The sequence below is a fragment of the Nostoc sp. MG11 genome, from assembly GCF_014904695.1.
In the GTDB taxonomy this organism is placed as follows: Bacteria; Cyanobacteriota; Cyanobacteriia; order Cyanobacteriales; family Nostocaceae; genus Komarekiella.
This window is the reverse complement of sequence record NZ_JACXXN010000014.1, coordinates 1-16,238: the sequence shown is the minus strand read 5'-3', so window position 1 is coordinate 16,238 and position 16,238 is coordinate 1. Positions and strand designations below refer to the sequence as shown.

At 41.6% G+C, this 16,238-nt stretch carries 16 protein-coding genes and 1 pseudogene; 8 read left to right on the top strand and 9 right to left on the bottom strand.

Features of this window, described 5'->3' with window-relative positions:
* Positions 1 to 82: 82 nt before the first annotated feature.
* Entirely contained in the window at positions 83 to 727 is a 645-nt protein-coding gene (locus HCR01_RS19635; RefSeq protein ID WP_193197792.1) for a cofactor assembly of complex C subunit B, read from the top strand.
* Positions 728 to 1,085: 358 nt separating this feature from the next.
* A complete protein-coding gene (locus HCR01_RS19630) occupies positions 1,086 to 1,604 on the top strand; it encodes a DUF456 domain-containing protein (protein WP_193197791.1) in 519 nt (172 codons plus the stop codon).
* Positions 1,605 to 1,806: 202 nt separating this feature from the next.
* Here the strand turns inward: HCR01_RS19630 and HCR01_RS19625 are convergent, their stop codons facing one another.
* The 8 genes from HCR01_RS19625 to HCR01_RS19590 form a co-directional block, all read right to left on the bottom strand.
* The gene (locus HCR01_RS19625) at positions 1,807 to 2,568 is read right to left on the bottom strand and encodes an LEVG family PEP-CTERM protein (protein ID WP_193197790.1); all 762 of its coding nucleotides are present in this window, start codon (positions 2,566 to 2,568) and stop codon (positions 1,807 to 1,809) included.
* Positions 2,569 to 3,178: 610 nt separating this feature from the next.
* Positions 3,179 to 3,844: a phycobilisome degradation protein NblB gene (gene nblB, locus HCR01_RS19620; RefSeq protein ID WP_193197789.1), complete on the bottom strand. Its 666-nt coding sequence runs from the start codon at positions 3,842 to 3,844 to the stop codon at positions 3,179 to 3,181.
* A gap of 99 nt (positions 3,845 to 3,943) precedes the next feature.
* On the bottom strand, positions 3,944 to 4,408 hold the full coding sequence (locus HCR01_RS19615) for a CBS domain-containing protein (RefSeq protein ID WP_193197788.1): 465 nt from the start codon (positions 4,406 to 4,408) through the stop codon (positions 3,944 to 3,946).
* Positions 4,409 to 4,570: 162 nt separating this feature from the next.
* Complete coding sequence (gene mutT, locus HCR01_RS19610; RefSeq protein WP_193197787.1) at positions 4,571 to 4,984, bottom strand: 8-oxo-dGTP diphosphatase MutT; 414 nt, start codon at positions 4,982 to 4,984, stop codon at positions 4,571 to 4,573.
* Positions 4,985 to 5,259: 275 nt separating this feature from the next.
* Positions 5,260 to 5,604 (bottom strand): DUF760 domain-containing protein, encoded by a 345-nt coding sequence (locus HCR01_RS19605; protein WP_193197786.1) that lies wholly within the window; start codon positions 5,602 to 5,604, stop codon positions 5,260 to 5,262.
* A 186-nt stretch (positions 5,605 to 5,790) separates the two neighbouring features.
* Positions 5,791 to 6,747, bottom strand: a complete 957-nt coding sequence (locus HCR01_RS19600; RefSeq protein WP_193197785.1) for an RNA polymerase sigma factor, RpoD/SigA family — start codon at positions 6,745 to 6,747, stop codon at positions 5,791 to 5,793.
* A gap of 578 nt (positions 6,748 to 7,325) precedes the next feature.
* A complete protein-coding gene (gene carB, locus HCR01_RS19595) occupies positions 7,326 to 10,586 on the bottom strand; it encodes a carbamoyl-phosphate synthase large subunit (protein WP_193197784.1) in 3,261 nt (1,086 codons plus the stop codon).
* A gap of 638 nt (positions 10,587 to 11,224) precedes the next feature.
* Complete coding sequence (locus HCR01_RS19590; protein WP_193197783.1) at positions 11,225 to 11,779, bottom strand: Dps family protein; 555 nt, start codon at positions 11,777 to 11,779, stop codon at positions 11,225 to 11,227.
* A 681-nt stretch (positions 11,780 to 12,460) separates the two neighbouring features.
* Here HCR01_RS19590 and HCR01_RS19585 point away from each other — a divergent pair.
* The 5 genes from HCR01_RS19585 (at position 12,461) to HCR01_RS19565 (ending at position 14,729) form a co-directional block, all read left to right on the top strand.
* Positions 12,461 to 12,718, top strand: coding sequence for an Asr1405/Asl0597 family protein (locus tag HCR01_RS19585; protein WP_191758856.1), 258 nt, complete (start codon positions 12,461 to 12,463; stop codon positions 12,716 to 12,718).
* 67 nt (positions 12,719 to 12,785) lie between these two features.
* A complete protein-coding gene (locus HCR01_RS19580; protein WP_193197782.1) occupies positions 12,786 to 13,466 on the top strand; it encodes a (2Fe-2S) ferredoxin domain-containing protein in 681 nt (226 codons plus the stop codon).
* Between the two features lie 289 nt (positions 13,467 to 13,755).
* Positions 13,756 to 13,947 carry a hypothetical protein gene (locus HCR01_RS19575; RefSeq protein WP_193197781.1) on the top strand — a complete coding sequence of 64 codons (192 nt, stop codon included), beginning with the start codon at positions 13,756 to 13,758 and terminating at the stop codon, positions 13,945 to 13,947.
* Positions 13,948 to 13,968: 21 nt separating this feature from the next.
* The gene (locus HCR01_RS19570) at positions 13,969 to 14,256 is read left to right on the top strand and encodes a helix-turn-helix domain-containing protein (RefSeq protein WP_193197909.1); all 288 of its coding nucleotides are present in this window, start codon (positions 13,969 to 13,971) and stop codon (positions 14,254 to 14,256) included.
* Positions 14,257 to 14,339: 83 nt separating this feature from the next.
* On the top strand, positions 14,340 to 14,729 hold the full coding sequence (locus HCR01_RS19565; protein ID WP_264299924.1) for a hypothetical protein: 390 nt from the start codon (positions 14,340 to 14,342) through the stop codon (positions 14,727 to 14,729).
* A 176-nt stretch (positions 14,730 to 14,905) separates the two neighbouring features.
* Here HCR01_RS19565 and HCR01_RS38830 read toward each other — a convergent pair.
* Positions 14,906 to 15,675: pseudogene (locus tag HCR01_RS38830) on the bottom strand (IS630 family transposase); the annotation flags it as partial.
* Positions 15,676 to 15,787: 112 nt separating this feature from the next.
* Between HCR01_RS38830 and HCR01_RS19550 the strand changes: the two are divergent.
* Positions 15,788 to 15,994, top strand: coding sequence for a hypothetical protein (locus tag HCR01_RS19550; protein WP_226889455.1), 207 nt, complete (start codon positions 15,788 to 15,790; stop codon positions 15,992 to 15,994).
* Positions 15,995 to 16,238: the final 244 nt, after the last annotated feature.

Sequence of the window (16,238 nt, the reverse complement as noted above, 5' to 3'; positions counted from 1 at the left end):
GAGAAGATGAGGGAGATAAAGAAAATAAATCTTGACCCTTGACTTTTGACCCTTGACTCATGACCCTTAACCCTTGAACACAATGGCTAAACCTGATCCTAATAGAGTTTTGCGGCGTCTGCCCATTGTCGTTGGTGGGTTAGGTGCTGTACTTTTGCTGATTAACCGTTTGTTGACACCCGAACTCACCGAATCCCAAGCGCGGGGAGATGTAGTTGGTGTTATTTTGAGTGCGGTGTTAGTTTTGACGGGTTTAATTTGGCAACAAGTACAGCCGCGATCGCCTGATGCTGTAGAACTAATTGGGGAAGAAGGTTTTGTGCTAGCCGCAGATTTACCAGAAGCCGTGAAAACAGAACTAGCCTGGGCGTCTCATTTGTTATTGACTAATACAGTTACGCGATCGCTGGTAGTCTTTTATCAAGGTCAAGTTTTGTTGCGTCGCGGTATTCTGGGTACTAAATCTGAAGTAACGCCAGGAGCAATCTTAAAACGGGTATTAGAAACACAAAAACCGATTTATTTAGTTGCGTTGTACGTATATCCAGGTAAAATTGAATTTGATTATTTGCCAGAAAACACTCAAGGTGTAATTTGTCAACCAATTGGCGATCAAGGTGTCCTAATCTTGGCAGCTAATGCTCCTCGCAGTTACACTAAACAAGATGAAAACTGGATTAGAGGAATTGCTGATAAATTAGCTGTTACTCTTAGCTCTAATTTATGAAGTGTAAATTCCATCTCCCAAATAACTGAATTAATCGCCACAACCAACAATTACCAAGACTAGTCGAGAGAGATCGCAGATGGATTTTAGCCGATTGAGATAGAGACTATACAAAGCTCCCTTTAATACGAAGTCAAGGGGTGAACCAATATATGTGCAAAATTTATTTTAGAGAAACCAGTTTTGTGATGGAATTTTAGGCTTTTTTAGAGTAATCCCTAAAGGAATGAGTCTGCTAACAATCTTAATGCACCCACGATGTATAATCACAGACTTGAGTTGTTTTACCTCTTTGAGATTTAATTTATAAGTAACTCTTAGTTGCAATTTGCTAGATGACTTAGAAATTTAAAATTTTATGCAAATTATTTATTGGTTATTAGTTGCCGTAATGGTAGTGGGTATAATCGGTGCTGTGGTTCCTGCTATTCCCGGCAGTAGTTTAATTTTAATAGCAATTATCATTTGGGGAATCGCTAGTAGTTCATTCGCGGCTATCAAAATACCACTAATAGTAACAATTATCGTTTTACTCCTCAGTGTAGGAGTAGACTTTTTAGCTAGCTACATAGGAGCAAGACAAGCAGGGGCTAGTAAGTGGGGGCAAATTGGCGCAATTATTGGTTTAGTGGTGGGATTTTTGGGATTATTGCCAGCGTTGCCTTTTGGGGGCCCATTATTAGGTATTTTACTAGGGCCGCTTTTAGGAGCAATTATTGGTGAGTACTTTTATCGGCGTGAATTCGGGTTGGCAATTAAGGCAGGTATAGGAATTGTGGTAGGATCATTAATTGGGAATTTGATTCAGGGGTTGTTAGCGATCGCAGCAGTTGTAGTTTTTTTGGTAACAACTTGGCCACAAGTATTTGGTGCTTAAAATTTGATAAGGAATTTTCCACGTAACCTTGATTTTCCATATAAAAAAATTGAGTAGATAGAATAACTAATTGCGGTAGTTAGTTCTTATTATCTACTCAATTGAAAAGTGAAATACAAGGATTTTCCTGAAATATAGATGCACTAACCTGGATAAGTTTTTATACGAGCAGTTGAATCCAAAATTAATTATTTTGTCAAGATTAAACTGCTTGTGAGGATTTTTTACGTTTTTGCAAGCCGAATAAAGCTGTTAGTGCTAAAGCACCCAGGCTTACAGTTACTCCTGGTTCAGGTACACGGGCTTGTAAGCTAACACCATCGCCATGATTGAATGCACCACCAATACTACCTAGTTGTACTTCAAACGATTGCACATCTGTTAAGGTTATTTTCCTAATATTACCGTTAGATCCCGCTGCAATTGGCACTAGGAAATCTACGCCATTCTTTTTCAGAATCGTAGTACCGTTTTGTTCGGTATCAAAGAATGTTAGTTCCAATTCTCCGATGATGTTAGCGAAATCGAACTTGTATTGACCAACTTCCAATCGACCATTTTCAGCGGGAACACCTTCCGGTTGAGCATTTGATGTGTCAGCCAGATAAACTATTGGACGAAAGAAATATTCCTCTAAAGAAGGGTTTGTGCCTTCATCCTGTGATAAGAAAGTAATTCCAAATCCATAGTTGTTTGCAGTAGTTCTTTGGTCAACAAACAAACGGCTCAGACCATACTGTGGGTTTATACCATCAGTGTCATATGGCAAACTGGTAACTGAATAACCCAAGAGATTGGTTTCAATACAGTTTACGCCAACCAGACAATCAACGTTTGTTAAGTGAATTTCCCCTTCTGTTGTTGGAACTAAAGAAGTGGCTTGAGCTTCAGATATACCACCAAACAGACTTAAGCTAAGAGTTGATGCTGCAAGTGTTGTTGCTAAAATAGTAAATTTTTTCATTAGACTCTCTTTTCTCTGATTAGTAATGTTCTAGGTAAAAAAGTTTTGTGCTTATTTCCTATCTATAATTTGTATACTAATCGGGCATTTACCTAAGTGCATATACTTGAGTATGATATTCACGCAATCTTTATTACCGAATTGTTCTATATGAATACTGAGCGAAGAATTACTGAATTAGGATATTTTTATGTTACACACAATTCTTGAGCTAGAGTAACAAAAGATACGCAAATCTGGAATCTTACTCTATCTTTACTCAGTAATTAAAATTTTTTAAGAAAGAATTGAACAAAACAATAAACTTCCTGTAAAAGTACCCGACGATTGAAGAAGTCTAATAAAAAACCCCTCCACGATTGGAGAGGATTCAATACCTTTTGGTTAAGGGGAAAGGCTGAAATATTACCTCTTACTCTTTTGCCAGACCACAAAAGACATAAGAAGTGCTCATAAGGGAAAGTATTGGTCTGAGACTAACTTATCTCCTTATTTCCGTTTAATCACTAGGAGGACAGAAAAATATCATCTTTAGCCTGAATCTAATACCGATTTGTCAAAAGAGCGGACAAAACTGAGTGCTTATCAGCTTAGTCTTGAAAAAACAGACTTAAGCTGATTGCAAAGACTTTTTAGCTTCAGTTGCGATCGCTTCTACTTGATCATCAGTCAGAGTTTTTAATATAGATTTGGCTTCTGCATTATTTAAATGAGTCAAAGCTTGTACAACTCTGTAACGGATTTGCCAATCTGGATTAGTAGCGTAGGGAGCCAATAGGGGAACTGCTTGTACATCTCCTAACTCACCTAAAGAACTAATAGCAGCAGTTTGTACCAATTCATTGTCTGACGAGAGCGCCTGTTTGAGTAGTTCAAAGGCTCGTGGATCGCCTAACTCTCCTAACGTAGCAATGATGCTAAATTGTATTAGCCACTCACCGGTTGTGTGGTAGAGCTGCTGCATGTCTTCAAAAGCTTCATGCAGTTTAAGAGCGCCCAAACAGTCTGCTGCTGCTGCTTGTACATCAGGTTCCGGGTCATTGAGCAAGCGATCGCGCAATATATCCAAAGATAACTGTAAATTCTGTGACCCAAGTGTATCCATCTGACTCACCGCCGAGTAGCGGACACGAGCATTGCTATCGCCAATCGCACCTTGAACCAATTCAAAACCAATTGCTGGTTCCAGTTGGCGGATTTGATTAACTGCACGCAAGCGATCGCCCAAATCCACAGAACTGAGCAATTGCTTAACAGACTCAGGTGTAATACTCATTTAGTTATCCTTGATTTTCAAAGGTGTTAAAACGAACAATCAAGAGTCAAGGGTAAAACACTCTAGACTCTTAACAAATGACTCTTGATAGACAAATAACTAATCTTGACTGGCTGCCATTGCCCGAATAATATCACCACGGGTAAGAACACCAATTACTTGACCCGCGCTGTCAAGCACTGGTAAGCGGTGAACGCTGCGATCGTGCATGAGTTGAGCTGCTTCCTTTAAAGTTTTGTCAGGAGAAATGGTAACAGGGTTTTGACTCATCACTTCCCCAACGGTTTGCCCTAGTGCTTTGTGCAAGTCACGCTCATATTCAGCAGGATTTTTTAAATAGATAACGCTATCAAGAAACATGATGTATGCGGGTGGAGTAACACCAGTTTCTTGCCACATCAAGTCGGTTTCTGAGATAATGCCCACTAATTTACCAACATCATCCACAACAGGTAGCCCGCTGATGTGACGTTCTGCAAGAATTTGGATAGCTTCATTCAGTGGAGTTTCCGCCCGAACGACAATCGGATCGCGGCTCATCACGTCGGCAACGGTTTTAGGCATTTGTTTGCTGACACCTTTTATCAAAGTCCCTGCGATCATTGTAGAAAATTACGGGACTCTACCTGATGCAATTAATAGATTGTTACTTGTAAATTACGCCTACGTTACTTGAAAAATACTCTATCAGCCAGATGATTTTCCGTAAGTGTAGTTTCTGTCTACTTACTTACTCTGCTTCAAGGCAGCGATAATTTGCACATTTGCTTTGGGAAAAGTAAATTTATCTAGTTCTTCCAAGTTTACCCAGCGAATTTCGTCACATTCCAGAGGTTGAGGAATACCTGTCAGATGACGGCAGTGATGTACTGTCAGGGTAACGCGTAAGTCTGTGTAGTTGTGGTCAATAGTGATCAGATGCTCTCCTACTTCAATCACTATTCCCAGTTCTTCGGCAATTTCTCGTTGAATACACTCTTTAATTGTTTCACCAAGCTCAATTTTACCACCAGGAAATTCCCACAAACCGCCCATTGTTCCTTCTGGACGACGGCGATCAATTAAAATTTGCTCTTGATCATTCCAAATTATGGCAACACCAATAATTTTATGGGGTGGGAAAGAACTGGTTTCATTCATAGTTAATCGCAAAGATGAGAAGATGAGAAAGCAGAGGGGAAGCCTTTAATTCTGATTCTTAAGTTTTGAATAATAACAAAACTCGGCAGGTTAGTTTGCACGCTGCCGAGTTTGTATTTATTGCAATTATTATCTACCGCTGTTAATTTATCCACGCGCCTGTATTAATCATTTGGAGATAAGCCTCTCATTGAACCAATTACTTCATTCACTACCGTTGACACCGCAGCTTGAATTAGGGAAATATGATTTTTAAACTTGACATGCTGACATGCTTATTCGATTTCGCTGTTGTTGGTTTCAGTACCTTGTAAAGCAATTTCAAAATCCATTCTCTGTTCAGCGTTACGCAAGAAATAACCACTAATCATAGCGGAGGCAAGAAGCCGACCAAGACTTTCCCTATTGGTAGTAATAGTAACACCAAAGTTTTCTGGAGGCAGGTTCCCCAAAAGTCCTACAATGTTACGTTCCATCACTTGAAAAACTTCAGAGGAAGTAGGTTTAGATAGCTGGGTAACTGTCTCTGGACTTAAGGATTTAACGTATTGCCATAAGAAATTGCTAGTTTCTGATTCGCTATTAAAAAACTCTGATACTTTATTAGACGGGTTACTCACTTTTTTCCTCCTTCAATACCACTATTGGCTGCGGTGTTTTTAGTCTTCCTGTCAACTAATGTAACAGGCTAGTTATATGTTGGAAGTCGGTGTAACCGTACCAAAGTCAGCGTATTTTCTCACCCATTGGTCATTGGTCACTTGTCCCATGTAACAAATTAACAACAAAGGACAAATGACTAATGACTAACTTGCCAAATATTCATCCATGTTGGCTTTAGACTTACGAAGTTTTGTTAAGGCTTCCCGCTCGATTTGCCGTACTCTTTCTCGGCTGATGTTCAGAATTTCACCGATTTTGGCAAGAGTTAGCGCTTGTCCATCGATTAACCCAAAGCGTAATGTAATCACTTCCTTCTGCTGTGGGGTAAGATCGCCCATTAGGCGCTCTAAGTCATAAGATAAGGAAGATTGCATGACAAACTCTTCTGGAGAAGCGCCTGGATCTTCTAACATTTCTCCGAGTTCGGTATCGTAGTTATCTCCTAGCCGTAAATCTAGAGATAATGGCAAACGTGCCTTTTCTAGGTACTCTCGGACTTGCTTAGGGGTCAATTCTAATTCTTGGGCTAACTCAGCAGCAGTGGGAGCGCGTCCCAGTTTTTGAGACAATTGCCGCTGTGCTTTTTTAATCTTATTCAATTTCTCAGTAATATGGATAGGTAACCTAATGGTGCGAGCTTTTTCGGCGATCGCACGTGTTATGGCTTGCCGTATCCACCAATAGGCATAGGTGGAAAATCTGTAACCTTTGGTAGGGTCAAACTTTTCTACACCTCGTTGCATACCAATGCTGCCTTCCTGGATTAAGTCCAGTAAATCGACGTTGCGCTTAATGTACTTTTTGGCAACGGACACCACGAGCCGCAAATTGGCTTCTACCATCTTGCGCTTGGCAATTTCACCGTCTGCGATCGCCTCATTCAACTCTGCTGGTTCTAGCTTTGTTGCTCTTGCCCACTCTTCTATAGTCGGCTCACGACCTAACTGAGTGGCAAGAGATTCTCTTGATTCGTGCAAGTTGGTTGAACGTTGCACCTGTTTGCCATAGCAAATCTCCTCCTCGTGGGTTAAGAGTGGCACACGGCCAATCTCACGCAGGTAAGTCCGCACGAGGTCTGTGGCTGTCTGAGCGGTCTTCATGGCGCTACTCTTTGGTAATGATGGGTTTGGCGGTAGGGTCATTAACAGATAGATGCTTTTAGAGGGTGCTACCCAGTCAGGCTGGGAACCATGCTATGGTTTGCAATTCACGCGCCCGATAAACTCGGCTGCTCATAATAATCAAATTAGGGCTACTAACTGCTAGAAGTTACAGTTATTTTCCTGTTTTCACAAGTATCTACAGTTAGATAAAAGGTAGCTTGTTAAACATTTTTCTATTGGATAAGTATTAATAATTGTAACATTTATGAGAGATTTTTGGAAATTTTGTATTCTCGAATTTCCTGATTGTCCTACTTCATGCACTACCAATATTACTCTCAAGACTTCCTAGAAGCCGATTGAATGAATATCTAGATAAAGAAAAATTCCTCAAATTCCTCATATTTGTTAAAATATCTCAATGATAACTATAATGATTCTCTTGTAACAATTGCTTAATTTTTCTCGCAATGAGGCTGGACTGGGAAAGGAAAAAAGAGAGGGAGAAAGAGATATTGAAAATCATTTCCCCACTCTACTCCTCCAGATCGGAGTCCCCTATCTTCAGAGAACCGCTAAAGGCTCGCGCAGTAATCTTGGATGACTTTTACGTCCAAAGTCGTATTTTGTAGGGAACGGATGGCGGCAACGGTGGCTTTCGCCCCGGCAATCGTGGTAATAATAGGTATTTTGTAAGCTAAGGCTGTGCGGCGGATTAACCTAGCATCGGTCTGAGCTTCTTCGCCTGAAGGTGTGTTGATGATGAGTTGGATTTTCTGGTTTTTGATCGCATCTAGAACGTGGGGACGACCTTCATGGAGTTTCAGTACTAACTCGACATCTAACCCATGTTCCTGAAGAACTCGGCGTGTATTAACTGTAGCCATGACCTTAAAGCCTAAATCAATAAACTCCTTGATTACAGAAACCGCAGGAGTTTTGTCGCGATCGCTCATTGATACAAATACGGTTCCCGTCAAGGGTAAACGCTCTCCAGCACCCATTTCTGCTTTAGCAAATGCTCGCCCGAAGTCGCTATCGATTCCCATGACCTCGCCAGTAGAGCGCATTTCTGGGCCCAATATTGTATCAGTTCCGGGGAATTTATTAAACGGTAATACTGCTTCTTTGACAGCAATGTGAGAAGGAATAATTTCTTGGGTAAAGCCGAGTTCCTCTAAGGTTTTACCTGACATAATTAAGGATGCTAGTTTCGCTAGCTGTACGCCAGTTGCCTTAGACACAAATGGTACTGTGCGTGAGGCGCGGGGGTTAGCTTCTAAAATGTAAACTTGGGGAGAATAACCTTGAGCACCAACCACGGCAAACTGGATATTCATCAACCCCACAACTGACAGAGCTTGAGCTAACTGCACTGTCCAAGCGCGAATTTGATTGAGAACCGCTGGTGATAGGGAAATAGAAGGTAACGAGCAAGCAGAGTCTCCTGAATGAATTCCTGCTTGTTCAATGTGCTCCATAATACCGCCGATTACTACCCGCCCGGTGTGGTCAGCGATCGCATCGACATCGACTTCAATAGCATTTTCCAAAAATTTATCAATCAAAATTGGATGCTCAGGCTCCACCTGTACAGCAAAGGTCATGTAGCGTTCCAACTCTGTATCGGAATAGACGATTTCCATTGCTCGTCCTCCTAAAACATAACTTGGACGCACTACTACCGGATAACCAATGCGTTGGGCGACAATCAGCGCATCCTCGTAACTCCGAGCTATACCATTAGCCGGCTGGGCAATATTCAACTTTTTAAGAATCTTTTCAAACCGCTCTCGATTTTCTGCCATGTCGATAGAGTCCGGCGAAGTACCCCAAACTTTAGTGTTTAATCCTGAGTTATCATTGCTCAGAAATTGCTCAAGGGGAACAGCCAACTTCAGCGGTGTTTGACCTCCAAACTGAATAATTATCCCTACAGGATTTTCCGTTTCGATGATGTTAAGGACATCTTCCTTAGTCAACGGCTCAAAGTAGAGGCGATCGCTTGTGTCATAATCTGTTGATACTGTCTCTGGGTTAGAGTTGACCATAATCGTCTCAAACCCTGCCCCTTTTAATGCATAGGCGGCATGACAACAGCAATAGTCAAACTCAATTCCCTGTCCAATGCGGTTAGGGCCACCACCTAAAATCATCACCTTTGGCTTGGTTGCTGGCAAAACCTCCGTTTCTTCTTCATAGGTAGAGTAGTGGTACGGAGTAAACGCTTCAAACTCAGCAGCACAAGTGTCCACGGTTTTATAAACTGGGATGATTCCTAGTTGTTTGCGGTAGGCGCGAACTTCATCTTCAGTGGTTTTGGTAGCAAAGGCAATCTGGCGATCGCTAAATCCGTCCCGCTTCACCTGATAAAGTTGCTCTTTTGTCAATTGCTGCAAGGGTGTCCGCTTGAGAAATTTCTCCACATCCAGCAATTGCTGCATTTTATCCAAGAACCAAGGGTCAATGCCTGTGAGTTCGTAGATTTCTTCAATATTTATCCCTAGCTGTAAGGCATGACGCACAGCGAAGATGCGATCGGGATTAGGTGTCCGCAGTTGGGCGCGAATTTGTTCACCACTAGGTAATTTTTCAGGTTTGTCGCAACCCCAACCAGCGCGTCCGGTTTCCAAGGAACGCAGCGCCTTTTGGAAAGATTCGTTGAACGTCCGCCCAATTGCCATTGCTTCTCCTACTGACTTCATTTGCGTTGTCAGCACTGGTTCAGAACCAGGGAATTTTTCAAAGGCAAAGCGGGGGATTTTTGTCACTACATAGTCAATTGTCGGCTCAAAGGATGCGGGAGTTTTCTTTGTAATGTCATTTTTAATTTCATCCAGGGTGTAGCCCACCGCTAGCTTTGCTGCCATTTTGGCAATGGGGAAACCTGTGGCTTTGGAAGACAAAGCGGAACTGCGAGAAACACGGGGGTTCATTTCAATCACCACTACATCGCCTGTAACGGGATTGACAGCAAACTGAATATTAGAACCGCCGGTTTCCACCCCGATTTCACGGATGATTTTAATTGCCATATCCCGCAGTCTTTGATATTCTTTATCAGTAAGGGTTTGCGCGGGAGCGACGGTAATTGAGTCCCCAGTGTGGATGCCCATAGGATCAACGTTTTCGATGGAGCAGATAATCACGACGTTATCTGCAAGGTCACGCATCACTTCCAGTTCATATTCTTTCCAGCCCAGTAGAGACTGGTCAATGAGAATTTGCGAAACAGGACTAGCATCTATACCTACCTGTGCCATTTCTTCAAATTCTTCTTGGTTATAGGCAATACCACCACCAGTACCACCCATTGTGAAGGCAGGGCGAATAATCAAGGGATAAGTGCCAATTTGGCGTGCGATCACCTTGGATTCTTCTAGAGTTGAAGCTGTGCCGCTGGGACACACAGCCACCCCAATCTTTGCCATTGCCTCGTTAAACAGTTTCCTATCTTCAGCTTTCTCAATCGCTGGTAGCTTAGCACCAATTAACTCGACACCGTACTTTTCTAACACCCCGTTTTTGGCTAGGGTAACGGCAAGGTTGAGAGCTGTTTGTCCTCCCATTGTCGGTAACAAGGCATCGGGGCGTTCTTTGGCGATGACTTTTTCGACCAATTCCGGTGTTAACGGCTCAATGTAGGTGCGATCAGCCGTTTCCGGGTCGGTCATAATCGTCGCGGGGTTAGAGTTAACCAGCACAACTTCATAGCCTTCTTCTCGCAGCGCTTTACAGGCTTGGGTGCCAGAGTAGTCAAACTCACAGGCTTGTCCAATCACAATTGGACCAGAACCTAATAGTAGAATCTTCCGGAGGTCGTCACGGCGGGGCATAGTGGTTGCCTTAGAGTACGAGAATACAAATCCTGATTATTTTAAGGGTCTTTACCCCTGATGATGCTGTTTATTATTAAGTTTTACAGGTTTGAGACGCACAGAGGAAAACATAAGTAAAAAATGTGGAACCCCAACTCTCCACTTTTGTATTCCCCAAAAGGTTGTTTTCCCCTTCGCTTAGCATCAACTACAAGACAAGAGTGGGTCAAGTGCGCTTTGCTTACCAGGCGGCTGGCGTTGGAAATTAGTGAATACAAGAAGTTAAGAATTAATTTCTGTCTTTCTCTCCATTTTGATGTCTACTTTTATTTAAAAATGAGCGTAAAAGCTTTCAAGTCTTTGCAAATAATTACTATTTATATTGATGAAGATTTGCAAAAATCAGTAATTTATTTTATTACATATAAGTTTGGCTATTCATGACAAGTAAATTAATACAGATAATAATAGTTCTTAACTAGGCTAATTGCTAAAAACTTGCAACATTAAATATTAATTATGTCATTATGTTTCATTAGATTAAAAATGGCAGAGAAGTAACGATGATACTCTCTGCCATTTTTTAGATTTTTTTAGAAGCTTAGTCCTTCAACTTTTCTTACAGTTTAGGGTAGACCAATCTAGATTTGAGAGTTTTAATTTTGAGCTGGTTGGACAAACGCCAAGGTCAAGCTATCTTTAGCCAGAAAGTGAGCTAAATGGAAAGCTCTTTCTTCAGTCTTTAACAGAATTTTTTCGTACAGATAACGTGTAGCTCTGTCTCCTAAACTCTCTGCCTGAGCGGCTTGACGGCGAATCACACCAATGATGGCTTGTTCTGCGGCTAGGTCATTTTCTACCATCTGACGGCAAGAATATACGCCATCGGCTTCTTGCTCAAAACAGGTTAGTTCTGCTAATTTACTAAAAGTAGCTACTGGTACACCACCCAGTCCATCCAATCGCTCCCCGATTTCATGGGTATGTCCTTGCACTTCTTCGTAACTCTCGTTAAAGAACTGATGCAACTGATAAAATTCTGAGCCTTCAACAACAAAATGATGTTTTTGATACTGCAAGTATAGTGCCTGGAAACTAGCTAATACAACATTAAATCCTTCAGTAACTGGAGCAGTTACACTATGATCCAGCAACACCGGATTGTCATAAACATGACCAAAATTCCGTAATACAGTTTGCGTTTCAGACATTGTTCTCCTCGCTTTTTAGCAGTTATAGTTTTTAACTGCTTAGTCTTTACATCTTAACATTTTAAAAATGAAAGCAAGCCCAATAATTATCATAGTATTTTGAGTTTTAGGCTATTAAAACTCTTAAGTTTACTCCACTACCGTAGGATAATACACCCATCAAGCGGTGTATACCTACTACTATCTTTGACATATACCCTTTAATATGCATACGTATCAAGGGGAAGATAGAAGACTAAGTATCCATTTTGGGTCGGGGCTAATGAAAAACTCAGTTTCTTTTACGAAGCAACCAAACACTGGACGGAGTTGTCGTAGCGGCAGAGTTTCTATAGGACACTTGCATGGGCGGGTTTCTCTACTTGTAACGTCTATTTAGTAGACGCAAAACGGTTTCTTAGAGAGTGGACAACTTCCATACAGAGTAGCAATGAGCGTTAGGTCGAATCCGAATCTAAACTTCAAAGATAGAAGCTACTGCGGTGCTTAGGTTGAAAAATTTAAAGTAAGTGATGTCGTTTAGCACACACCCTACAAAGAGCAGATTTTTTTAAAAGTTACTGAGAATTGTTTGCACTTAAGGTATCCTTATTTAAGAGGCTACACTCCTAAAATTTTTAAACATAAGGAGTTGAGGTGCAGTAGTTACTGCAAGTTTGTTGCACTTTGAGGGCAATTCTCTTGAAATCGTCTAGTTCAGAAAAAGAAAGAAAGCACATTGTAGAGGTGCATTGGGCAGATCGGTGGCAAGTTTATCAACGCTTACAGGAGCTAAATATCCCCTGTTGGTGTGAAACTAACCAGCCATTGAGAGTTGAAATTGGCAGTCCTGTGGCGGCTATTCAACTTTGGAGTGTGATGCAGCGATTTACAGTTTCTCGTCAAGACATGATTTGGACTCTTGAAAACTGCTGGCAGAGCCGCTACCAACAGTTTTAATTCGCAGCTACCGTTGCTGAGACTGTCTGGCTAGATAACTTATTTTAGTTAAAAATAGGTCAATAACATGAGTGAATCCTACACAACGGAAGTATCAGAATTTTGCTTTGAGGGAAGGTTTCTCGATTTTGATATCAAGGATGGCTATAAGCTTAAAGGCTTGCTATTGGGGACTATTGATGGTGAATGTTATATTAAATTAGCTAAACATTTACGGGCTGCTTTTGATTTGCGATTGCCACCAGGCACTTGGCTGCAAGTTACAGGTACAAAAAAGCACGACTTGAAAAATGGCAAGGTTACACTAAAAGCTGAGCGTGTGATGGCAGCGCATAGAGAGTGGGAAAGTGGGAGAAGTTCGCTCCACCACACAAACGCCACCAGTTACCACCCACAGGAAATAACATCAATCAATAACGCCAAAGCAAAACCAACTAAGACAAAGACCACAATTTTGGTGTGTCAGAAGTCTGATTGCATGAAACGTGGTGGCAAAGCAGTTTGTCAAGCGCTAGAGGCAGCTTTGAGCGATCGCGGTTTGGAAGACCAAGTAACTATCAAAGGCACTGGCTGTATGAAAAACTGTAAAGCTGGGCCCAATCTAGTTATGCCAGACAAGAGCCGCTATAGCCGGATTCAGGCTGTACAAGTCTCTGCTCTCATGGACAAGCATTTTGCTGACAAAAGCCTAGAACAGATGCCAGATAACTCAAAACAAGTAAGGATGACCCATGGCAAGCTTTACTGAAGTTAGTTAGCCGAGTAACTCTGTTTAATAAGAAAATTTAGTGATTATAGTAGTTCTCACCTCAGTGAGGTACACAGAAGAAGTAATCAACCACAGATGAACACATAGAGAAGTTAGAGAAGTCGGAGCAGTGGCTACTTACTCTACGGGTACTGCGTTCGCGGAGCGTTCCGTAGGGAAGACGCCCGGTAGACGCAGAGCGGCTTCTCTGAGAGTGATGGCCTTGTCTAATACCATTTCACTAAAAATCTGATACAGATAATTGAGGACTAAATATTAACGAGTAAAGATGGCTGGAATCACTAAAGTAGAAATATTGGAATCAGCAGAGGAATTACATAATCTGTTGAGACAACAAAAAACAGCGTTAGGTAAAGAACGTATTCAAGCTTTGTATTTGCTGAAAACAGGACAGGTAAAGACAATACAGGATTTAGCTGTTATGTTGGGTAGAGGAAGGGTAACGGTACAAAGATGGTAAAAGGCTTATACAGAGTCGGGAATAAGTAGTCTCGGATCAAGAAAAAAGGGTTCAGGACGACCACCAATTATAAACTCTGACGTTCGAGAGCAACTTTTGGAAGAACTTAAAGAGCCGCAGGGATTCAAAAGTTATGAGGAAATACGAACATGGTTAAAAGCAGTGGAGGGGATAGAAGCTTCATATAAAGTAGTACACGAGACAGTACGTTATCAAATGAAAGCGAAACTAAAAGTGCCGCGAGCAGTAGGTATCAAACATACTACTGAAGCAGAATCAGAGTTTAAAAAAAACTGCCACAATACCTAGATGTAATTAAAAAACACGTCATACGACCAATAGATAAAAATAGAAGAATCAAATATTGGTGTGAAGATGAGAGCCGTGTGGGATTGAAAACTGAAGCGGGGAGATTAATTACCTTTAAAGGTGTTAAACCTATCGGCATCATGGAATGGAAACGAGAGAATTTTTATTTATATGGATTAGTAGAACCATTAACTGGAGAGTTTTTCATCTGGGAGTTATCCCATTTAAATACAGCTTGTTTTAATATATTTTTAGAAAATTTTTCTGCAAATTATGCTCAAGATATACATATTATTCAGTTAGATAATGGAGCTTTTCATTTTAGTCAGCATCTTCAGCTCCCAGAGAATATAATTTTATTGTTTCAACCCCCACATACACGTGAAGTCTGCCGGGTAGATACTCTACCCGGCGAGCTTCACCCCAAGTTAATCCAATTGAGAGATTGTGGAAGGAAGTTAAAAGACATTTAACTTGGGAAAGCTTTGGAACTTTGGATGAATTAAGAGAATTTATTTGGAAGCGTTTGGAGAAGTTAAACACATCAATTGTTGCTTCTATTACAGGTTGGGATTTTATTCTTGATGCTTTATCTGTATCAGATTTTTCGTGAATTGGTATAATATAATGTCCGGCTAATTACCCATAATTAAGCTGTAAATTCAGACCACCAATAAAAATTGGTCAAACCGCGAATAAAATCACAACGGTCAATGATTTGGCGACAGCGTTGAAATAAAGCCTCCTCAACCTCATCCAAATTTTCAAAACTACGATTGGCAATTGGTTCATTGGTAAGTGTCCATAGGCGCTCTGCTGGTTGTAATTCTGGCGAGTGGGACGGTAGAAATGATAGATGGATACCCTCTGGTACAGAGACTTGCTTGCTGATGTGCCATCCGGCTTGATCTAAAACCAGAACAAGTTTTTTGGTTTTACCAATATGAAAGTGACGAGCAAAATCCTGAAGTCCGCGGGTAAACAATTGGATATTGACATAGGGTAAAATCCACCAATAGGTTTGCCCAGATTTGGGGTGAACAAAACCATGCAACCACAACCATTGAAATCGCTAGTTGACGTTTGCAATCGCTACTGCTAATTCATCAACCCAAATACGACGAATCACTGGTTTGAGTCCAACACGTTAGCGAAGCGGTAGTGACGAAGGAGCGTCTGTTCATCCATTGCCCACACTTCCACGTCGCAGTCTGGGTTTGTCAGTTTGATCTGTTCGACTTCGTTGACCAAATTTTTTTTCCATTCCTCTTGTTCTATAGGACTTGGTTGAGTATGTTCAGGGCGAGGAACTCGCAATCGGTAGCGCATCTGCTTGAGATATTCCCATCCTCGCTGACGACTGACACGACGACCAATCAGCCCTGCAATCCAGTCTGCTACTTTACGACCATTCCACAATCGAGGGGCATCTTAGGATCGAAGAGTTGGAGATCCGATACCCCGATACCGCCAAGCGAAAGAACCAGTCGAGCGAACACATTATCAAATTATTTGGTTACTAGCCAAAGGATTGTGTAGCGCAGAAGTAGCCACAGCGACGGGATACAGTCGTAGCTGGATTTATGAGTTGGTTTGGGGCTATAACCGCATTGGTCCACAGACATTAGGAGACCAGCGCAATCAGAATCAAGGTGGTATCGAACCATTGCTGGATGATGTGCAACAAGCGTATCTGTGGCAAGCATTGCAGGAGCCACCAACTGAAGGGGGATTGTGATTCGTTTTGGCATGGCGATCGCTCTAGTACTGTACCCTTCTTCTTTATTATGGTTGATTGCCCGGACATCATATAAGAAGTTAGTTTTCAATAATCAGTCAAAACAAAACCCCCCTAGCTATGATGTAAGCTAGAGGGGTTTAACTGAATAATAAACCTGGCATCGAGCTATTTTTGCGTAGGGCAACCCCTAAACTATCGTGGCCGCAGCAGCGTTTCACCTCTGAGTTCGGGAAGGAATCAG